We start from the raw sequence: 16,681 nt of genomic DNA, 5'->3' as shown, positions 1-16,681 counted from the left end.
GTGGCCGGGTGACGTCCCGCGTTCTGCTCTTCGACTTCGACGGCACCGTCAGCCTCGGCGATGAGCCCGTCATCGCCTACGCCCGCCATCTCGACGAGGAGGCCGGCAGCAGCACGGCGCTGATCACGCGCACCGTCTCGCGCTGGCTGGCCGCCGACGGTCGGCTGCCCGAGGCGATCGACGGACTCACGGATGCCGACCCGGCGTTCCTCGGCCTGCACGTGATCGACGGGGCGATCGACGGCTACTACGCGGCGCAGCAGCTGGCCCGGCTGCTCGGCGTGACGCCGGAGCACATCGACGCGGCCTACCGTGCGAGCCGCGCCGACCTCGCCGACGGGCTGATCTCGACCCATGCGCCAGAGGGCTTCGCGTCGTTCCTGGCCGCCTTCCCGGCATCCGTTCACCGGGTGCTCGTGTCGAACTCGCCCGAGAGCGGGCTGCGCGAGCAGTTGGAGAAGCTCGAGCTCGCGCGCTCGTTCGACGAGGTGGTCACGAGCGCGAACAAGCCGGCCGGGCTGCCCGCGATCGCGCGGCGCATCCTCGATGAGCAGGGGGTCGCGGCCGACCGGCTGCTGTCGGTCGGCGACATCTGGGTCAACGACCTCGCGCCCGTCGCGGTGCTGGGTTCCGCCACGGCCTTGATCGACCGGATGCCGGTGCCCGAGGACGCCGCACCCACGGTGCGCGCGCCGCATATCGAAGAGCTGTATCCCTGGTTCCTGGAGTGGGCCCGATCGTAGAGTGAGGGCATGCCCCGCGCCGACGACGAAGTCATTCCCGATCTGAGCCTCGAGCAGAAGGCGGCCCTCGCCTCCGGGGCGGATTTCTGGAGCACGAAGCCCGTGCCCGGCATCCGCCGCATCACCATGAACGACGGGCCGCACGGCATGCGCGTCGTGGGCGACATCGGGCTGAAGAGTCGTAAAGAAGCGACCTGCTTCCCGCCGGCCGTCGGCCTCGGCTCGTCGTGGAACCCGGCGCTGCAGCGCGAGGTCGGCGAGGCGATCGGCCGCGAGGCGCGGGGGCTCGGCGTCGACATCGTGCTCGGCCCCGGCATCAACATCAAGCGCAGCCCGCTGTGCGGGCGCAACTTCGAGTACGTCAGCGAGGACCCGCTGGTCGCGGGCGCCTTCGGGCAGGCGCTCGTCGAGGGCATCCAGTCGCAGGGCGTTGGCGCGTCGGTGAAGCACTTCGCCGCCAACAACCAGGAGACCGACCGCATGCACGTCTCGGCCGAGGTCGACGAGCGGACGCTGCGCGAGATCTACTTCCCGGCATTCGAGCGGGTCGTGAAGAATGCCGCGCCGGCCACCGTGATGTGCTCGTACAACCGCATCAACGGCGTCTACGCCTCGCAGAACGAGTGGCTGCTGACCCGCGTGCTGCGCGACGACTGGGGCTTCGACGGCGTCGTCGTCAGCGACTGGGGCGCCGTCGTCGACCGCGTCGAGGCGGTCAAGGCGGGGCTCGACCTCAAGATGCCGACCGCCACGGGCGACGAGCGGGTGATCGCGGCCGCGCAGTCGGGCGAGCTGCCCGAGTTCGTGCTCGACCGGGTGGTGTCGCGCTTGCAGAAGCTCGCGGACCGGGCGGATGCCTCTCGCCTCGGCCCCGTCGAGATCGACTTCGACGCCCAGCATGAGGTGGCGCTGCGCGCCGCGCTCGAGGGCCCGGTGCTGCTCAAGAACGAGAACGGCGCCCTGCCGCTGCCCGAGACGGGATCCACCCGCATCGCCGTCATCGGCGAGTTCGCGCGCACGCCCCGCTACCAGGGCTCGGGCAGCTCGCAGGTGCCGGCGACGCGCGTCGACTCGGCGCTGGACGCGCTCACCGGCATCCTCGGGCCGCGCGTGCGGTTCGCACCCGGTTTCACCTTCGAGGGCGATACGGATGCCGACGCCGGGCTCGTGCGAGAAGCGCGCGCCCTCGCCACGGAATCCGATTGGACCGTCCTCTTCCTCGGCCTGCCGGACTCGTACGAGTCCGAGGGCTTCGACCGCGACACCATCGCGCTGCCTGACAACCAGCTGGCGCTGCTCGAGGCGGTCTCGGCGGTCACCCGCCGGGTCATCGTCGTGCTCTCGAACGGCGGCCTCGTCGAGACGGAGAGCTGGGAGTTCCGCGCCCGCGCCATTCTCGAGGGGTGGCTGCTCGGGCAGGCGGGCGGCACGGCGCTCGCGCAGTTGCTGGTCGGCCGCGCGAACCCGAGCGGGAAGCTCACCGAATCGATCCCGGTGAAGCTCGAGGACACCTCGGCCTACATCAACTTCCCCGGCTGCGAGGGCCAGGTCGTCTACGGCGAGCGCATCTACGTCGGCTACCGCTACTACGACACCCGGGGGCTGCCGGTCTCGTACCCTTTCGGGCACGGGCTGAGCTACACGGAGTTCGAGTATTCGGGGCTTTCGCTTGCGGTGACGGATGCCGGGGCATCCGTCACCTTCACGGTGCGCAACGTCGGCGCAGCGGCGGGTGCCGAGGTCGCCCAGATCTACCGCGGCGACCGGCACAGCCGGGCCGACCGGCCGGTGCACGAGCTGGTCGGATTCCGCAAGGTATTCCTCGAGCCGGGGGAGTCCGAGACGGTGACCGTGGAGCTGGATTCCCGGGCTTTCGCCTACTGGTCGATCGCGCGGCACGGCTGGATCGTCGACGAAGGGCTGTTCACGATCCAGGTCGGCGCGTCGAGTCGCGACGTGCGCCTCGCGGGCGACGTGCGGATTCCGGCCAGCGGCCCCGCCCTCCGGCTCACGGCGTTCTCGTCGATCGCGGAGTGGTTCGCCGATCCGGTGGGCTCGCAGATCCTGCAGGGCGCGATCGCGCAGCTGCCCGACGCGCACACCTTCCAGCTCGACCCGGCGACGAACGAGGGCAAGATGTTCGCCGCCATTCCGCTGGGGCATCTGCTCACGATGGTGCCGAGCGCGCCGCCGGGTGCGGCGCAGCAGCTGGTCGCGGCGTACGACGCGGCTCTGGCCGCTAGCCGCGAGGGGTGAGCAGGAAGACCGGGATCAGGCGGTCGGTCTTCGTCTGGTAGTTCGCGTAGTCGGGCCACGCCGCGACGGCGCGCTGCCACCAGGCATCCCGCTCGGCGCCTGGCTCGAGCTCGCGGGCCTCGTAGTCGCCGCGGTGCGCGCCGTCCTGCAGCTCGACGTGCGGGTTCTTCTTGAGGTTCCAGTACCAGGTCGGATGCTGCGGCGCACCGCCCTTGGACGCGACGACGGCGTACTCGCCCTCGTGCTCGACCCGCATCACCGGCGTCTTGCGCAGCTTCCCCGACTTCGCGCCGACGTTCGTCACGACGACGATCGGCTTGCCCTTCAGCTCGTTCGCCTCGGCGCCCTGCGACGCCTCGAACTTCTCGGCCTGGGTGCGCGCCCACTCGCTGGCGCTCGGTTCGTACTCTCCCTGAAGTGGCATGTCTCGAGCCTAAGCGCTAGTCACTCGAATCGATTCGTGCGTAGGCTCGGGAGCATGGAATACAGGCAGCTCGGAAGCTCCGGACTTCGCGTCTCGTCTCTCACCCTCGGCACGATGGGCTATGGCGGCACCGGCTGGGCGACGCCCGTCGGCAACCTCCAGGTCGACGACGTGAAGCGCCAGCTCGGACTCGCGAAGGACGCGGGCGTCAACATCCTCGACACCGCCGACGTGTACTCGGCCGGCCTCTCCGAACAGCTCGTCGGCGAGGCCCTCGGCGACAGCCGCGACGACTGGATCGTCGCCACCAAGGTGCGCATGTCGATGGGAGACGGCCCCAACGACGCGGGCGCGTCGCGACACCACATCATCAAGGGCGCAGAGGACAGCCTGCGCCGCCTCGGCACCGACTACATCGACCTCTACCAGCTGCACGAATGGGACGGCCAGACCCCGCTCGAAGAGACCTGGGCCGCTCTCGACCACCTCGTGCAGTCGGGCAAGGTCCGCTACCTCGGCATCTCGAACTACACCGGCTGGCAGACCGTCAAGGCGACGCTCACCGCCGAGAAGCACGGCTTCACCAAGCCCGTCGCGACGCAGGTGCACTACTCGCCGCAGACCCGCGACATCGAGGGCGAGGTCATCCCGGCGGCAATCGATCAGGGACTGGGGATTCTGGTCTGGAGCCCCCTCGCCGGCGGCCTGCTCTCGGGCAAGTACCGCCGCGGGCAGGACGCCCCCGAGGGCTCGCGCCGCTTCCAGGGTTGGACCGAGCCCCCGGTCTACGACGAGGACCTGCTCTACAAGCTCATCGACCTGCTGGTCGAGATCGGCGACGGCCACGGCGTCTCGGCGGCGCAGGTGGCGCTCGCATGGACGCTGGGCCGCCCGCAGATCAGCTCGCTGATCATCGCCGGCCGCACCGACGAGCAGCTCGGTGACAACCTCGCGGCGGCATCCCTCGTCCTCAGCGATGACGAGCGCACACAGATCGACCAGCTCACCCTGCCCGATCTGCGCTACCCGTTCTGGCACCAGCGCAACACCTCGACCGACCGCCTGTCACCGGCCGATTGGTCGCTGATCAGCCAGTACGTTTAGCTCCGCCCGAATTGGGCACCCGCCCGACAACTGCGCTTCGTGTCCGGCGTGCAGTTGTCGGCGGTGTGCACAGTTGGTGTGCACAGTCAGCGGGCGGGGTCAGGGCTGCGCGCTGAGCCACTCCCGGATCGTCGGCAGCGCATCGGGGTGGCGCGGCGTGCGGCCGTGGGTTGCGCCGTCGAGCAGGCGCACGGGCGTCTGCGGGCGGTACGACTGCATGCGGGCGGCGGCCCGCACCCTGATGTGGTCCTCGGTGCCGGCGACCATCAGCAGGGGCATGGGCAGCGTCGAGAGCGCATGCGTCGGCACGCCGGGGTCGTCCTCGGTCTTGCGCATGTACGCGGCGAGGGCCTTCGGATCGTTGGCGAGCAGTGCCACCGCGGTCGAGTTGTCGAGCGGATGCCCCAGATGCTCCGCCCACCGGTCGACGAAGGCCTGCATACCGCGCGCCACGATCGTGTCGATGACGCCGGGGAAGAACGTCTTGTCGAAGATGCCCTGCCCGCCCGTGCGCGGCGAGCCGCCCAGGGTGACGAGGCTGGCGAGCCGCCCCGGGTGCGAGTAGGCGATCTCGAAGCCGACCCGGCCGCCGAGCGAGTAGCCGATGTAGTGCGCCTTCTCGACGCCGGTCGCCTCCATCACCGAGAGCACGTCCCCGACGAAGAGCGCCTGGTCGTACGAGTCCTCGTCATACGGCTTGTCGCTGCGCCCGTGGCCGCGCAGGTCGAGGGTGATCACCTTGAAGCTCGCCTGCAGCTCGCGCACCCAGCCGAAGCCGCGCCAGATCGCCTGCGTGAGCGCGGTGCCGTGCACCAGCACGACAGCGGGGGCGCCCGGGGACCCCTCGCCGAAGACGCGATAGCTGATGCGAGTGCCGTCGAGGGGGTTCTCCACTGAATCCACGCGACAACGGTACCGGTAGCCTGATACTCGTGGCGCGCGCAGTGGTCCTCGGCGGGACGGGAGTGATCGGCCGTGCCATCGCCGCCCGGTTGCTCGCCGCGGGCTGGCAGATCGAGGCCACCGGCCGCAGCGCCGCCCACGTGCCGGACGAGCTCGCCGAGGCATCCGGCTTCACCTTCGTGACGAGCGAGCGAACGGATGCCCGTGCCCTGCGCACTGCGATCGGCGACGGCGCCGAGCTGGTCGTCGACTGCCTGTGCTTCACGGAATCCGATGCGCTGACCGTGGCGCCCTTTCTTGTCGACGCCGACGCGGCGGTCATGCTGTCGACCAAGGCGGTCTACGTCGACGAATTCGGCAACCACGGCAACTCGCTGACCAAGCCGGTGTTCCCCCTGCCGATCCGCGAGGTCGACCCCACGGTGGCGCCGGGCCGCGGCGACCCGGCGACGCGCGACGGCTACGCCGCGAACCGCGTCGCGGCCGAGAACGCGCTGCTGGATTCCGGCCTGCCCGTCACGGTGCTGCGCGCTGGGCGGGTGCACGGCGCGGGCGCTGCCCGGCCCCGCGAGTGGGTGTTCCTGAAGCGCGCGCTCGACGGTCGCGAGCAGCTGGCGCTGGCGCACGGCGGGCGCGGCGGCGACCAGACCACGGCCGCGGCGAACGTCGCGGAGCTGGTCGAGGTCGTGGCGAGAAACCCCGGCGCGCGCATCCTGAACGTCGGCGACACGGATGCCCCGAGCGGTCTCGCCATCGCCGAGACCGTCGCCGCGCACGTCGGGCAGCGTTTCGAATATGAGCTCGCCGACGACGACGTCGACCCGCAGTACGGCGCGCACCCATGGGACGTCGTCCCGCCCGTCGTGCTCGACCTCACCGCCGCGCGCGAGCTGGGCTGGCAGGGGCAGAGCTATGCCGCGACCGTCGGCGCCGAGCTCGACTGGCTGTTGCGCGAGCACGAGCTCGGGCGCACGGCCCGCTTCGACGACGACCCGTACTTCGCCCCGTTCCTCGACTACCGCCTCGAGGACGCCTACCTGCTGCTGCGCAGCCTTGAGAGATCTGGAATATGACCCCGAGCCTCCGTCTGACCGTGCGCTCGATGCCGCCCAGCGAGCCGTTCTCCGAACACGGGGGAGCGAACAAGGCGCGCCTGGTGCTCGTGCGGCACGGCCAGACCGAGTGGAGTCTCTCCGGCCGGCACACGAGCGTCACCGACCTGCCGCTGACGCCGGCGGGCGAGGCCGAGGCCGCGGCGATCGCGGAGGTGCTGAACGGGCATCCGTTCGGCCTCGTACTGTCGAGCCCGCGGCACCGCGCGATCCGCACGGCAGAGCTTGCGGGCTACGGCGACCAGGTCGCGATCGACGAGGACCTCGCCGAGTTCGACTACGGCGCCTACGAGGGGCTCACGACGCCGCAGATCATCGAGCAGCGCGGCGCGAACTGGAACCTGTGGCGCAACGGGGTGCCGGCCGGTGCGACGCCGGGGGAGTCCGCCGCCGATGTGCAGCTGCGCGCCAAGCGGGTCATCGCCCGGGCGCTCGACACGATGTGGGGCGGGCAGGACGTCATCTGCTTCGCGCACGGGCACTTCCTGCGGGCGATGGCGGCCGCCTGGCTCGGGCTGCGGCCGGTCGACGCGCAGGCGTTCTCGCTCGCGACGGCGACGGTCAGCGTGCTCGGCTTCGAGCACGCGCAGCCGGTCGTGGTGCGCTGGAACACCCCGCCCGGCATGCTGCAGTTCCCGGCGTCGTAACACTGTGTCGTAACACGCGAGCGGGGCGCTGATGTCCCGACCTAGCGTCGAAGCATGGGCGGGCAGATGATCCTCGGTGCGGCGTTCCGCGCCCTCGGCGCATTCCCCTCGGGCTGGCGCATGCCGGCGGCCGAGCGCGACCCGCGCCGCGAGCCGCAGGTGCTCGTCAGAGCCGCGAAGATCGCTGAGAAGGCGGGCTTCGACTACCTCTACTTCGGCGACTGGCTGTCGACGGGGCCCGAGCTCGAGGCGAGCTCGCCGCACCTGCTGGCGCGGGTCGACCCGCTGAGCGCGGTGGCGTACCTCGCGGCATCCACCCGCCGCATCGGACTCCTCACGAGCATCAACACCACCTACAGCGAGGTGTACACGGTCGCGCGGCAGACCGCGTCGATCGACCTGCTCTCAGGTGGCCGGCTGGGCCTCAATCTGCATGTCGGTGCGAACGCCCCCGCCGCCGCGAACTACGGCAAGGACGTCGAGTGGGACCGCCTGAACGCGTACGACCGCGCGGCCGAGTTCGTCGACGCGCTGCGGCTGCTCTGGGACAGCTGGGACGACGATGCGTTTGTGACGGATGCCGCGGCGGGGCGCCTCGTCGACCCGAGCGGCCTGCACCCGAGCGACTACGTGGGCCGCTTCGTGCAGACCGCCGGCCCGCTGAACGCGCTGCGGCCGGTGCAGGGCGCCGTGCCTCTCACGCACACGGGCACCTCGCCGCGCGCGCACGAGCTGGTGGCGACGCGCGGCAATGTCGCGATCGCCGACTTCGACGGCGCGGCGGAGGCGTTCGACTACCGGTCCGGGCTGCGGGCGGCGGCGCTCGCCGCGGGCCGCGACGAGTCGGATCTGCCCCGGCTCGTCATCCCCGTGCTGCCCGTGGTCGCCGAGACCGCGGAGGCCGCGCAGCGGCTCGCCGACGAGCTGCTCCACCTGGTCGTACCGGGCAGCCGGGTCCGTCTGCCGGGCCTGCTCATCGGCGACGGGCGGGGCGTCGCCGCCCGCCTCGAGCAGTGGTTCGGCTCGGGCGCCGTCGACGGCTTCCAGATCCTCTCGGCGTGGATGCCCCAGCAGCTCGAGGCCTTCGCCGAGCTCGTGGTGCCCGAGCTGCAGGCGCGCGGGGTGGTGCGCTCCGAATACGCGGGGCGCACCCTGCGGGAGCACCTCGGCCTCAGGCATCCGCTCAGCGTGTACGCCCCGGGCTGACGGCACCCGACGCCGCGAGGGGCGCACCGGACAGAATCCGATGCGCCCCTCGCGGCATGTGCCGTTACTGGTTGTCGAGCGGCAGCCCCGGCGGGTTCAGCTCGGACTTCTTCACGGCCTCGTTGGTGAGGTTGTAGGCCTCGAGCCACTTCGTGTACTGGCCGTTGTCGATGAGGTAGTTGATCGCGTCGACCGTGGGCTGGGCGAGGCCGCTGTCCTTCTTGGTGGTGGCGGCGATGAGCCCCTGCAGGCTGGAGCCGGCGCCCGAGTAGGTCGCCTCGGTGCGGGTCGGGTTCGCCGACTTCGCCGACTGCTTGTCGTGGTATGCGGCGGACGGGTTCGGGGTGAAGTCGATGTCGATCTTGCCTGAGTTGAGTGCGAGGTAGGTCGAGTTGGCGTCGGAGTAGTACTTGATGGTGAGGTCCTTGCCCTCGGCCTTCAGCTGCTTCTGCCACTCCAGCAGGATTTTCTCCTGGTTGGTGCCTGAGCCCACGGCGACGGTCTTGCCCGCAAGCGACTCGGGGCCGGTCCACTTCCAGTCGTTCTTCTTGAGCACCTCGAAGGCGAGGTTGTCATCGCGGTAGGAGGCGAAGTCGTACTTCTCCTTGCGCTGTTCGGTGACAGTGATGTTCGAGAAGCCGAGGTCGGTCTTCCCGGTGTCGATGCCGACGAACAGGTTGTCCCAGGTGGCGTTCGAGACGACCGGCTTGAGCCCGAAGACGGCGGCCACGAGGCGCCCCAGGTCGGGCTCGGCGCCGGTGAGCGTCTTCTGGTCGTCGCCCGTGAAGGCGAGCGGGGGGAAGCCGGCCGGAAGCGCACCGATGCCGATGTGCAGCTCGCCGCTCTTGCGCACCGCGGCGGGCAGCTCCGCGCGGATCTTGGCGACCTCTGGCACGTCGAGCGTGGTCTCGGTCGCGGCGCCGTTGCTGTGCGCGCCGACCGTGACCTTGCCCTTGTCGGTCTGGGTGCTGGCGTCGGCTGAGCCGCCGGAGCAGCCGGCGACGGTCGCGACAAGCGCGCCGGCGACCAGCAGCGCGGCACCTGCGTGACGCAGGCGGGTGATGGGGGTCGTCATGGGTTTCTCTTCTCGTGGTGGGTGGTTCAGGGGGTCAGAGCACGCGCGACAGGAAGTCGCGAGTGCGTGCGTGCTGGGGGTTCCCGAGCACGTCGTCGGGAGTGCCCTCTTCGACGACGACGCCGGCGTCGAGGAACACGACGTGGTCGGCGACCTCGCGGGCGAAGCCGACCTCGTGCGTGACGACGACGAGCGTGCGGCCGGTCTCGGCGAGGCGGCGGATGACCGCGAGCACCTCGCCGACCAGCTCGGGGTCGAGCGCCGAGGTCGGCTCGTCGAACAGGATCAGCTGCGGGTCGAGGGCGAGCGCGCGGGCGATCGCGACGCGCTGCTGCTGCCCGCCGGAGAGGTGCCGTGGGAAGGCATCCGCCTTGTCGCTGAGCCCGACCTGCGCGAGCAGTTCGAGGGCGCGCTCGCGGGCGGCCGCCTTCGGCAGCAACCCGGTCGAGACCGGCGCCTCCGTCACGTTCTCGAGCACCGTGAGGTGCGGGAACAGGTTGAAGTTCTGGAAGACGAATCCGATGCGCGCCCGCTGCCGCAGGATCTGCTTCTCGTGCAGCTCCTTCAGCCGGTTGCCGACGAGGTGCACGCCGATCAGCTCGCCGTCGACGACGACGTAGCCGCCGTCGAGCTTCTCGAGATGGTTCACGGCGCGCAGCAGCGTCGACTTGCCCGAGCCCGATGGCCCGAGGATCGCGGTGACGGTGCCCGGCTCGATCGTGAGGTCGATGCCCTTCAGCACCTGCTTGTCGCCGAAGGACTTGCGCGCCCCGACGATCTGCACGGCGGCGGCCGCGGTTCCGGTGCCCGTGACGATGCTCATCGCGCCCCCTTCAGACCGCGGTTGTAGAACCGCTCGACGAAGTACTGCACGATGCCGATCAGGCTCGTGAAGATCAGGTACCAGATGCTCGCGACGACGAGCGTCGGAATGATGTCGCTCGGGTAGGTCGAGCCGATGTTCTGCAGAACACCGAAGAGGTCGAGCACGCTCACGTAGAACAGCAGCGAGCTCGATTTGAGCAGACCGACGATCTGGTTCACATAGGCGGGCACGATCGAGCGCAGCGCCTGCGGCAGCACGATGCGGGTGAACTGGCGGTGGCGGGGGATGCCGAGGGCCTTCGCCGCCTCGTGCTGGCCGAGGTCGACCGACAGGAGGCCCGCGCGCACGATCTCGGCGGCGTAGGCGATCTCGGCGAGGCTCAGGCCCACGACGCCGAGGGTCAGGTCGGAGAGCACATTGGTCGTCGGCACCTCGAACTGCGGGCCGAACGGGATGCCGACGCCGAGCTTCGGGTACAGGTTGCCGAGGTTGTAGAGGAAGACCAGCACGAGGATGAGGGGCAGCGAGCGGAACACCCAGATGTAGAGCCAGGCCGCGCCGCTCAGCACGCGATTGCGCGACAGCCGGGCGAGGGCGACCACGATGCCGCCGAGGAAGCTGACCACCGCGCTGATCGCCGTCGCCTCGAGGGTGACGGTGATGCCGGTGAGCACGGCGGGGTTCGCGAACCAGTGGCCGACGCGGTCCCACTCCCACGAGGGGTTGGTGAAGAGGGTCTGGCCGAAGTTGAGGGCGAGCAGCAGCACGACGCCGGTCGCCACCCACTGCCAGGGGTGGCGCAGGCGCTGCACGCGGCGGTCGAGCGCGGCAGGGGGCACAAGCTGCTCGCCGCCGGCCGGCGCGCTCACACCGGGGCTGAAGGATGCAGTGGTCATGGCCCGGGACGCTATGGCTGGCGCCGAGCGGGTCGGAAACGGCGCGGAAACATCCCGTAACGGCTGAAACAGAGCGCAACACAGGGCGGGGCGATCGGATGCCTCACGGCAAGCTGGCACTCATGCCAGAACTGACCGTCGCCGTGCTCGGCGCAGGCCCGCGCGGGGTCGGTTGGCTCGAGCGGTTCGCCGAGAACCTGCGCGCGGGCGAGCTCGGGCAGGGGGCCGCAAGGTCGGGCATCCGCATCGTCCTCATCGACCCGTACCGGCCGGGGCCGGGGCGCCTGTGGCGCTATGACCAGTCGCCGCTGCTCAAGCTGAACTCGCTGGCGGCCGACGTGACCATGTTCACCGACGCGTCGAGCACGATCGAGGGGCCCATCGCCCCGGGACCGTCGCTGGCCGAGTGGGCCGAGCGGTGGCGCGCAGGCTCACTCGAGGTGCAGATCGACGACCCTGCCGTACGCGCCGAGCTCGAGCAGCTCGGGCCGGCGAGCTTCCCGACCCGGCGGCTGCAGAGCTTCTACCTCGAGTGGTTCCACCGGCGAACGCTGGCGCGGCTGCCCGCGGGCGTCGAGGTCGAGTGGCACCGGTCGACCGCGGTCTCGGTCGCGGAGGACGGTGGCCGACAGCTGGTCGGGCTCGCCGACGGCGAGACGGTGAGAGCGGATGCCGTGCTGTACGCGCTCGGCCACAACGAGTCTGCGCTCGCGGGAGAGCACGAGCTGCTCGACGTGTTCGCGCGCGAGCACGGCGCGTACTACCTCGCGCCGGCGTTCACCGCCGACGCCGACCTCGAGGGGCTACCTGCCGGGCAGGACGTCATCGTGCGGGGCATGGGCCTCGCCGCCATCGACCTCGTGGTGCTGCTGACGCAGGGGCGTGGCGGGCGGTTCGAGCCGGCGGCCGAGGCTTCGGGCGGGCTGCGCTACGTGCCGAGCGGTCGCGAGCCGCTTCTGCATCTCGGCTCGCGCCGAGGGGTGCCGTACCACTCGAAGGTCACCTCGCGACTCGTCGCGCCGCGGGCCGAGCTGCGCTTCTTCACCCGTGACATCGCGGCAGAGCTCGGCGCGCGTGGGAACGTCGACTTCGCCGCCGAGGTGTGGCCGCTGATCGCGAAGGAGGCGCTGCACGGCTACTACCACGAGCTCTTCCTTGGGCACCCCGAGCGGGTACGGCTGCCGTGGGATTCATTCCTCGTGCGCTTCGCCGAGCTGGACCCGTGGTCGGACGAGCTGCGCGAGCACGTGGCATCCGCCCTCGTCGACCCGGCCGACGCCCTCGACCTGACGGTCTTCGACCGACCGCTCGCCGGGCTGTCGTTCGCCGATGCCGGCGAGCTGCAGCGCCACCTCATCGACTACATCGTCGACGACCTGCACCGCCGCACCGCCGCAGAGCACTCGGAGACCCTGGGTTTCTTCACCTCGCTGCTGTTCGCGTTCTTCGCGATCGGCGGCTCGGGCCTCGAGGTGCCGCCGTGGTTCAAGGCGTTCTTCAGCTACGTCGCCTCGGGGCCGCCGGTGCACCGCCTCGAGGAGCTGCTCGCGCTCGCCGAGGCAGGCGTCGTGCGCTTCCTGGGCGCCGAGCTGGAGGTGCGGGCGGATGCCTCAGCCGGGACGTTCCGCGCCTCGAGCCCGTCGGCCCCCGGCGAGCTCGTCTCCCGGCACCTTGTCGACGCGTGGCTGCCGGAGGATGCGGCGCATGCCAGCGAGAACCCGGCGCTGCGGGATGCGGTGCGGGCGTCCTCTGGTGAGGAATCCGTCGCCGCTCTGCTCGCCGTGCACCCCGAGGACTCGCGCCTGATCGGGCCCGATGGCGAGCCGCAGCCGGCGCGCTTCGCGATCGGCCCGTTCACGACGGCGCCCAACGCGGGAGCCTTCGCGAGGCCGGCGACCGACGCGATGTCGTTCCGCGAGAACGACCGCGTCGCGCGCGCCGTGCTGCGGCTGCTCGATCAGATCTCGGCAGGCTCAGATCTCCGCGGATTGGCCCGGCGTGAGGTCGAGTAGTGCGCCGCCGTTCTGCTGAGCCGCCCACTCGATGCGGGCCTTCGCCATCGCCTTGCCCGGCTCGGAGTTGATCATCTCGTGCGTCGGGAACGCGCGGCGGGGCTTCACCGCGAGCACGAAGTCCATCGCCTCGCCGATCTTGAGCCAGGGTGCGCTCGACGGGGCCGCGAGCACGTCGACCTCGACACCCTCGGGCACGACGAACGAGTCGCCCGGGTAGTAGACGGCGCCGCCGTCGACCGAGACGCCGACGTTGTCGACCACGGGGATCGACGAGTGGATGACCGCGTGCCGGCCGCCGAAGAAGGCGAGCTCGAAGGGGCCCGCGCTCACGGCGTCGCCGGGAGCGACGGCGGTGACGGGGAAGCCGGCCGCGGCATCCTTCACTCCCTGCGGGGCGTAGATCGGCACGCCGGGGTTGGCGTCGATGACGGCCTGGAGGTGCGGCGCGTCCCAGTGATCGGCGTGCTCGTGGGTGATGACGATCGCGGCGACGCCGGACGTGTCGGGCAGGGGGCGGGAAAAGTTGCCCGGGTCGACGACGAGCTTGGCTCCGTCCTTCTCGAGGACGAAGGCGGCATGTTCCAGCTTTGTGATGCGCATGTTGCCAGGCTATGGCGCTGTGCCGGAAGATGGTGACTCATGCCGCCGACGCCGACGACGCCCAAGACCCCGACGACGCCCAAGCGGCTGATCGTCGCGATCAACCCGACCGCCGCCTTCGGGCGGAACCACGGCGCAGGTGCTGCCGCCTCTGAGATCCTCGCGAGTGCGGGCCACACCGTCATCGAGGTGCGGCAGCCGAACTACGAGCTGCTGCGGCGCGAGGTCGAGCGCGAGGTGCGCGGCGTCGAGTCGCCTGCCCAGGCCGCACTCATCGTGGTGGGCGGCGACGGCATGGTGAGCCTCGGGGTGAACGCGGTGGCCGAGACGGGGATCCCGCTCGGCGTCGTTCCGGTCGGCACCGGCAACGACACGGCCCGGAACATCGGGATGCCGATCGGCGACCCCGCCGCCGCGGCGGCCGTGATCGTGGCGGCGCTCGAGCGCGAGCCGGCAGCGGTGGATGCCGGGCGCATCGTGCACGGACCGCACACGACCTGGATGCTGGGCGCCCTCTCCGCCGGCTTCGACGCGGCGGTCAACGAGCGAGCCAACTTCATGTCGTGGCCCAACAGCGAGCGGCGCTACACGATCGCCGTCGTGCGCGAGCTGCTCACCTTCCGCGCGCCGCACTACCGCGTCGTCGTCGACGGCGCCGAGCGCGAGTTCGAGGCGATGCTCGTCGCCGTCGCGAATCACAGCTCGATCGGCGGCGGCATGCGCATCGCACCGGAGGCCTCGATGGACGACGGGCTCCTCGACCTGTTCGTCGTCGATCGGATGTCGCGGCCGAGGTTCCTGCGGATCTTCCCGAAGGTGTTCAAGGGGGAGCACACGAACGAGCCCGAGGTGCATCTCCAGCGGGTGCGCTCGGTGCGCATCGAGGCGCCGCGGGTGGTCGCCTACGCCGACGGGGAGCGCATCGGGCCACTGCCGGTCGAGGTGACGGTGGCGCCCGGAGCGGTGCGGCTGCTGCGGCAGCCGCAGTAGCCGTGCCGATTTGGTTCGCCCGTTTCGGCCATGTAAAGTAGAGCGAGTTGCGCCGCTGGCGCAGCAAGTCCGGCCCCATCGTTTAGCGGCCTAGGACGTCGCCCTCTCACGGCGGTAACGCGGGTTCAAATCCCGCTGGGGTCACATCGGAAAGCCCCCGGCTTCGGCCGGGGGCTTTCGTGTGCCTGAGGCGCTTGCGCGAACGGCGCCCGAGACTCACGCAAACTCCTTGGCATAGACGCAGACGGCGGACGCCGGCCAGAGCCCGGGACGGTCCGCATCGGATGCCAGATCGCCCTGCACCGCGAGCGCGGTGGCGGCGTCTGCTGCTCACGAGCTGGACGCGGCCCTCGGCCGATGATCGACCCGGGCTCATGACCGGCAGGACAAACAGCTCCCCACGCGAGGTGGAGCGGTGTCGGAAACCGGCGCGCTCGGAGTTCCGACGACCACGAAATTAGCACTCTCGGTGGTCGAGTGCCAAGACCCTGCGGGGGTCAGACGATCGCCTCCCGTCGCGGCTCCGAACAGTGCCGAAATGCTGTCTGGATTCAATCCAGGCGACATCGCGGCACTTCTCGGCGATGCGGGCGCACCCTATGAGCGCGTGCGTGACAGCCGCCGCGGCCGCAGCAGCACCAGCGTGAGTGCGAGGCCGACGAGGCCCGCCACGGTGAGCCACCGGTCCATTCCCCAGTCGGTGATCGCGAACATCGGGATGAAGGCGACGGCGACCGCCGCCAGCACCCACGGCAACCCCGGCGCGCGGAACCCCGAAGCAAGCGGCGGCACCCGCTCGAAGCGCATTGCCCACAGCGAGGTGAGGAAGATCAGCGCGAAGGTGGCGAGCAGCACGAGCGGGCGGGATGCCCACCAGGCCGCCGACGCCGGGTAGGGCAGCCCGTGCGGGATCAACAGGCCCACCCCGGTGACGAGCAGTAGGCAGATCATGTGCCAGCCGTAGACCGTCATGAGCCGGGTGCCGATGGCGAAGACCGCCACCTGGGCGGCGCGCAGCCGCATCAGCCTCTCGAGCAGCGGGTGCAGCAGCACGAGCAGCGCCAGCTGTGCGATGCCGAGCAGGATCAGCGGCACCGACGGCGGGTTCAGGTTGTAGAGCATGTCGGTGTTGTAGATGCGGTTCAGCACCAGGACGGCGAGCAGGGCGGATGCCGCGAGGAAGATCCCGAGCGTCAGCAGGCGCCGGCGATGGAAGAGGCGCTCGGCATACAGGAATCCGATCTGCTGCACGAAAAGCCAGACGAAGAAGAAGTTGAGCCAGCCGATCGAGACGTGCCCGCTCTGCCGCCTGGCCGTGTCGACGGCGACGGCCGCCGCCGCGAGCACGACGAAGGTGACGATCGGATGCCTGCGATGCAGCCGGATCATGAGCGGCGCGCACGCCTGACACAGCAGGTAGGCCGCGAAGAACCACAGCGGCGTCCCGATGCCCTGAAGGATCACGTTCACGAGCTCGGGGTCGACGCCGGCGAGGTAGGCGATCCAGCCGGCGAGGGCGAAGACGACGAAGACCGGCAGCGAGGGCCGCGCCAGCCGCAGGGTGCGTGTGCGGATGTACTCGGCCGCCGTCGGGTCGCGCCTGCGGAACGAGGTGAGGGTCGCGAAGCCGCCGAGCGCGAAGAACAGCGGCATCACCTGCCCGAATACCGTTGCGGGCACGTACCAGCTCTGCCGCTGCAGTGGTTGCGTGACGACGAGCTCGCCGTGCTGGACGCCGACGCCGATCATCAGCATGTGCACGATGACGACCACGAGCACGGCGAAGACGCGGGCGAGATCGACCGGGAGATCGCGCGTCGAGAGATCGACGTCTGCTGCGCGCCCAGCCGAGTCCGGTGACTTCGCCATAGCCAGGCAAGCTAA

Annotated in this window: 15 protein-coding genes and 1 tRNA gene; 9 read left to right on the top strand and 7 right to left on the bottom strand. The window is 70.5% G+C overall.

Annotation, left to right across the window (positions count from 1 at the left end; genetic code table 11):
* Window positions 1-8 precede the first annotated feature (8 nt).
* Together ABD708_RS14625 and ABD708_RS14620 are read left to right on the top strand one after the other, a co-directional pair.
* The gene (locus ABD708_RS14625) at window positions 9-743 is read left to right on the top strand and encodes an HAD family hydrolase (RefSeq protein WP_344755741.1); all 735 of its coding nucleotides are present in this window, start codon (window positions 9-11) and stop codon (window positions 741-743) included.
* Window positions 744-752: 9 nt separating this feature from the next.
* The gene (locus ABD708_RS14620; RefSeq protein WP_344755739.1) at window positions 753-2,999 is read left to right on the top strand and encodes a glycoside hydrolase family 3 C-terminal domain-containing protein; all 2,247 of its coding nucleotides are present in this window, start codon (window positions 753-755) and stop codon (window positions 2,997-2,999) included.
* Here the strand turns inward: ABD708_RS14620 and ABD708_RS14615 are convergent.
* A complete protein-coding gene (locus ABD708_RS14615; protein WP_344755737.1) occupies window positions 2,983-3,423 on the bottom strand; it encodes a nitroreductase family deazaflavin-dependent oxidoreductase in 441 nt (146 codons plus the stop codon). The two genes, ABD708_RS14620 and ABD708_RS14615, sit on opposite strands and share 17 nt — an antisense overlap.
* Window positions 3,424-3,477: 54 nt before the next feature.
* Between ABD708_RS14615 and ABD708_RS14610 the strand changes: the two genes are divergently transcribed.
* Window positions 3,478-4,527 (top strand): aldo/keto reductase, encoded by a 1,050-nt coding sequence (locus ABD708_RS14610; protein WP_344755735.1) that lies wholly within the window; start codon window positions 3,478-3,480, stop codon window positions 4,525-4,527.
* A 99-nt stretch (window positions 4,528-4,626) separates the two neighbouring features.
* Here ABD708_RS14610 and ABD708_RS14605 read toward each other — a convergent pair whose 3' ends face one another.
* On the bottom strand, window positions 4,627-5,430 hold the full coding sequence (locus ABD708_RS14605) for an alpha/beta fold hydrolase (protein WP_344755733.1): 804 nt from the start codon (window positions 5,428-5,430) through the stop codon (window positions 4,627-4,629).
* A gap of 29 nt (window positions 5,431-5,459) precedes the next feature.
* Here ABD708_RS14605 and ABD708_RS14600 point away from each other — a divergent pair, with 29 nt between their 5' ends.
* The 3 genes from ABD708_RS14600 to ABD708_RS14590 are packed head-to-tail and all read left to right on the top strand — an operon-like array spanning window position 5,460 to window position 8,395.
* Complete coding sequence (locus ABD708_RS14600; protein ID WP_344755731.1) at window positions 5,460-6,503, top strand: NAD-dependent epimerase/dehydratase family protein; 1,044 nt, start codon at window positions 5,460-5,462, stop codon at window positions 6,501-6,503.
* Window positions 6,500-7,189 carry a histidine phosphatase family protein gene (locus ABD708_RS14595; RefSeq protein WP_344755729.1) on the top strand — a complete coding sequence of 230 codons (690 nt, stop codon included), beginning with the start codon at window positions 6,500-6,502 and terminating at the stop codon, window positions 7,187-7,189. Before ABD708_RS14600 ends, ABD708_RS14595 begins: the two co-directional genes overlap by 4 nt.
* Before the next feature lie 54 nt (window positions 7,190-7,243).
* Window positions 7,244-8,395: an LLM class flavin-dependent oxidoreductase gene (locus ABD708_RS14590; RefSeq protein WP_344755727.1), complete on the top strand. Its 1,152-nt coding sequence runs from the start codon at window positions 7,244-7,246 to the stop codon at window positions 8,393-8,395.
* Window positions 8,396-8,459: 64 nt separating this feature from the next.
* Here the strand turns inward: ABD708_RS14590 and ABD708_RS14585 are convergent, their stop codons facing one another.
* Genes ABD708_RS14585 through ABD708_RS14575 form a run of 3 tightly spaced genes read right to left on the bottom strand, consistent with a single transcriptional unit; the run spans window position 8,460 to window position 11,192 of the window.
* On the bottom strand, window positions 8,460-9,470 hold the full coding sequence (locus tag ABD708_RS14585) for a transporter substrate-binding domain-containing protein (protein WP_344755725.1): 1,011 nt from the start codon (window positions 9,468-9,470) through the stop codon (window positions 8,460-8,462).
* A gap of 34 nt (window positions 9,471-9,504) precedes the next feature.
* A complete protein-coding gene (locus tag ABD708_RS14580) occupies window positions 9,505-10,293 on the bottom strand; it encodes an amino acid ABC transporter ATP-binding protein (protein WP_344755723.1) in 789 nt (262 codons plus the stop codon).
* On the bottom strand, window positions 10,290-11,192 hold the full coding sequence (locus ABD708_RS14575; RefSeq protein ID WP_344755721.1) for an amino acid ABC transporter permease: 903 nt from the start codon (window positions 11,190-11,192) through the stop codon (window positions 10,290-10,292). Before ABD708_RS14575 ends, ABD708_RS14580 begins: the two co-directional genes overlap by 4 nt.
* Window positions 11,193-11,314: 122 nt before the next feature.
* On the opposite strand from ABD708_RS14575, the gene ABD708_RS14570 reads away from it, so the two are divergent.
* Window positions 11,315-13,204: an FAD/NAD(P)-binding protein gene (locus ABD708_RS14570; protein WP_344755719.1), complete on the top strand. Its 1,890-nt coding sequence runs from the start codon at window positions 11,315-11,317 to the stop codon at window positions 13,202-13,204.
* Here ABD708_RS14570 and ABD708_RS14565 read toward each other — a convergent pair.
* Window positions 13,166-13,807 (bottom strand): MBL fold metallo-hydrolase, encoded by a 642-nt coding sequence (locus ABD708_RS14565; protein WP_344755717.1) that lies wholly within the window; start codon window positions 13,805-13,807, stop codon window positions 13,166-13,168. The genes ABD708_RS14570 and ABD708_RS14565 overlap by 39 nt on opposite strands.
* A 39-nt stretch (window positions 13,808-13,846) precedes the next feature.
* Here ABD708_RS14565 and ABD708_RS14560 point away from each other — a divergent pair, with 39 nt between their 5' ends.
* Both ABD708_RS14560 and ABD708_RS14555 read left to right on the top strand, forming a co-directional pair.
* Window positions 13,847-14,797, top strand: a complete 951-nt coding sequence (locus ABD708_RS14560; RefSeq protein WP_344755715.1) for a diacylglycerol/lipid kinase family protein — start codon at window positions 13,847-13,849, stop codon at window positions 14,795-14,797.
* Window positions 14,798-14,868: 71 nt separating this feature from the next.
* Window positions 14,869-14,941: transfer RNA gene (locus ABD708_RS14555), tRNA-Glu, on the top strand.
* A gap of 453 nt (window positions 14,942-15,394) precedes the next feature.
* On the opposite strand, the gene ABD708_RS14550 is transcribed toward ABD708_RS14555, so the two are convergent.
* The gene (locus tag ABD708_RS14550; protein ID WP_344755713.1) at window positions 15,395-16,666 is read right to left on the bottom strand and encodes an acyltransferase family protein; all 1,272 of its coding nucleotides are present in this window, start codon (window positions 16,664-16,666) and stop codon (window positions 15,395-15,397) included.
* Between the last annotated feature and the right edge of the window lie 15 nt (window positions 16,667-16,681).

It is taken from the genome of Gryllotalpicola koreensis (assembly GCF_039538185.1).
In the GTDB taxonomy this organism is placed as follows: Bacteria; Actinomycetota; Actinomycetes; order Actinomycetales; family Microbacteriaceae; genus Gryllotalpicola; species Gryllotalpicola koreensis.
The sequence above is the reverse complement of the archived record's forward strand: the minus strand, read 5'-3'. Positions and strand labels throughout refer to the sequence as shown.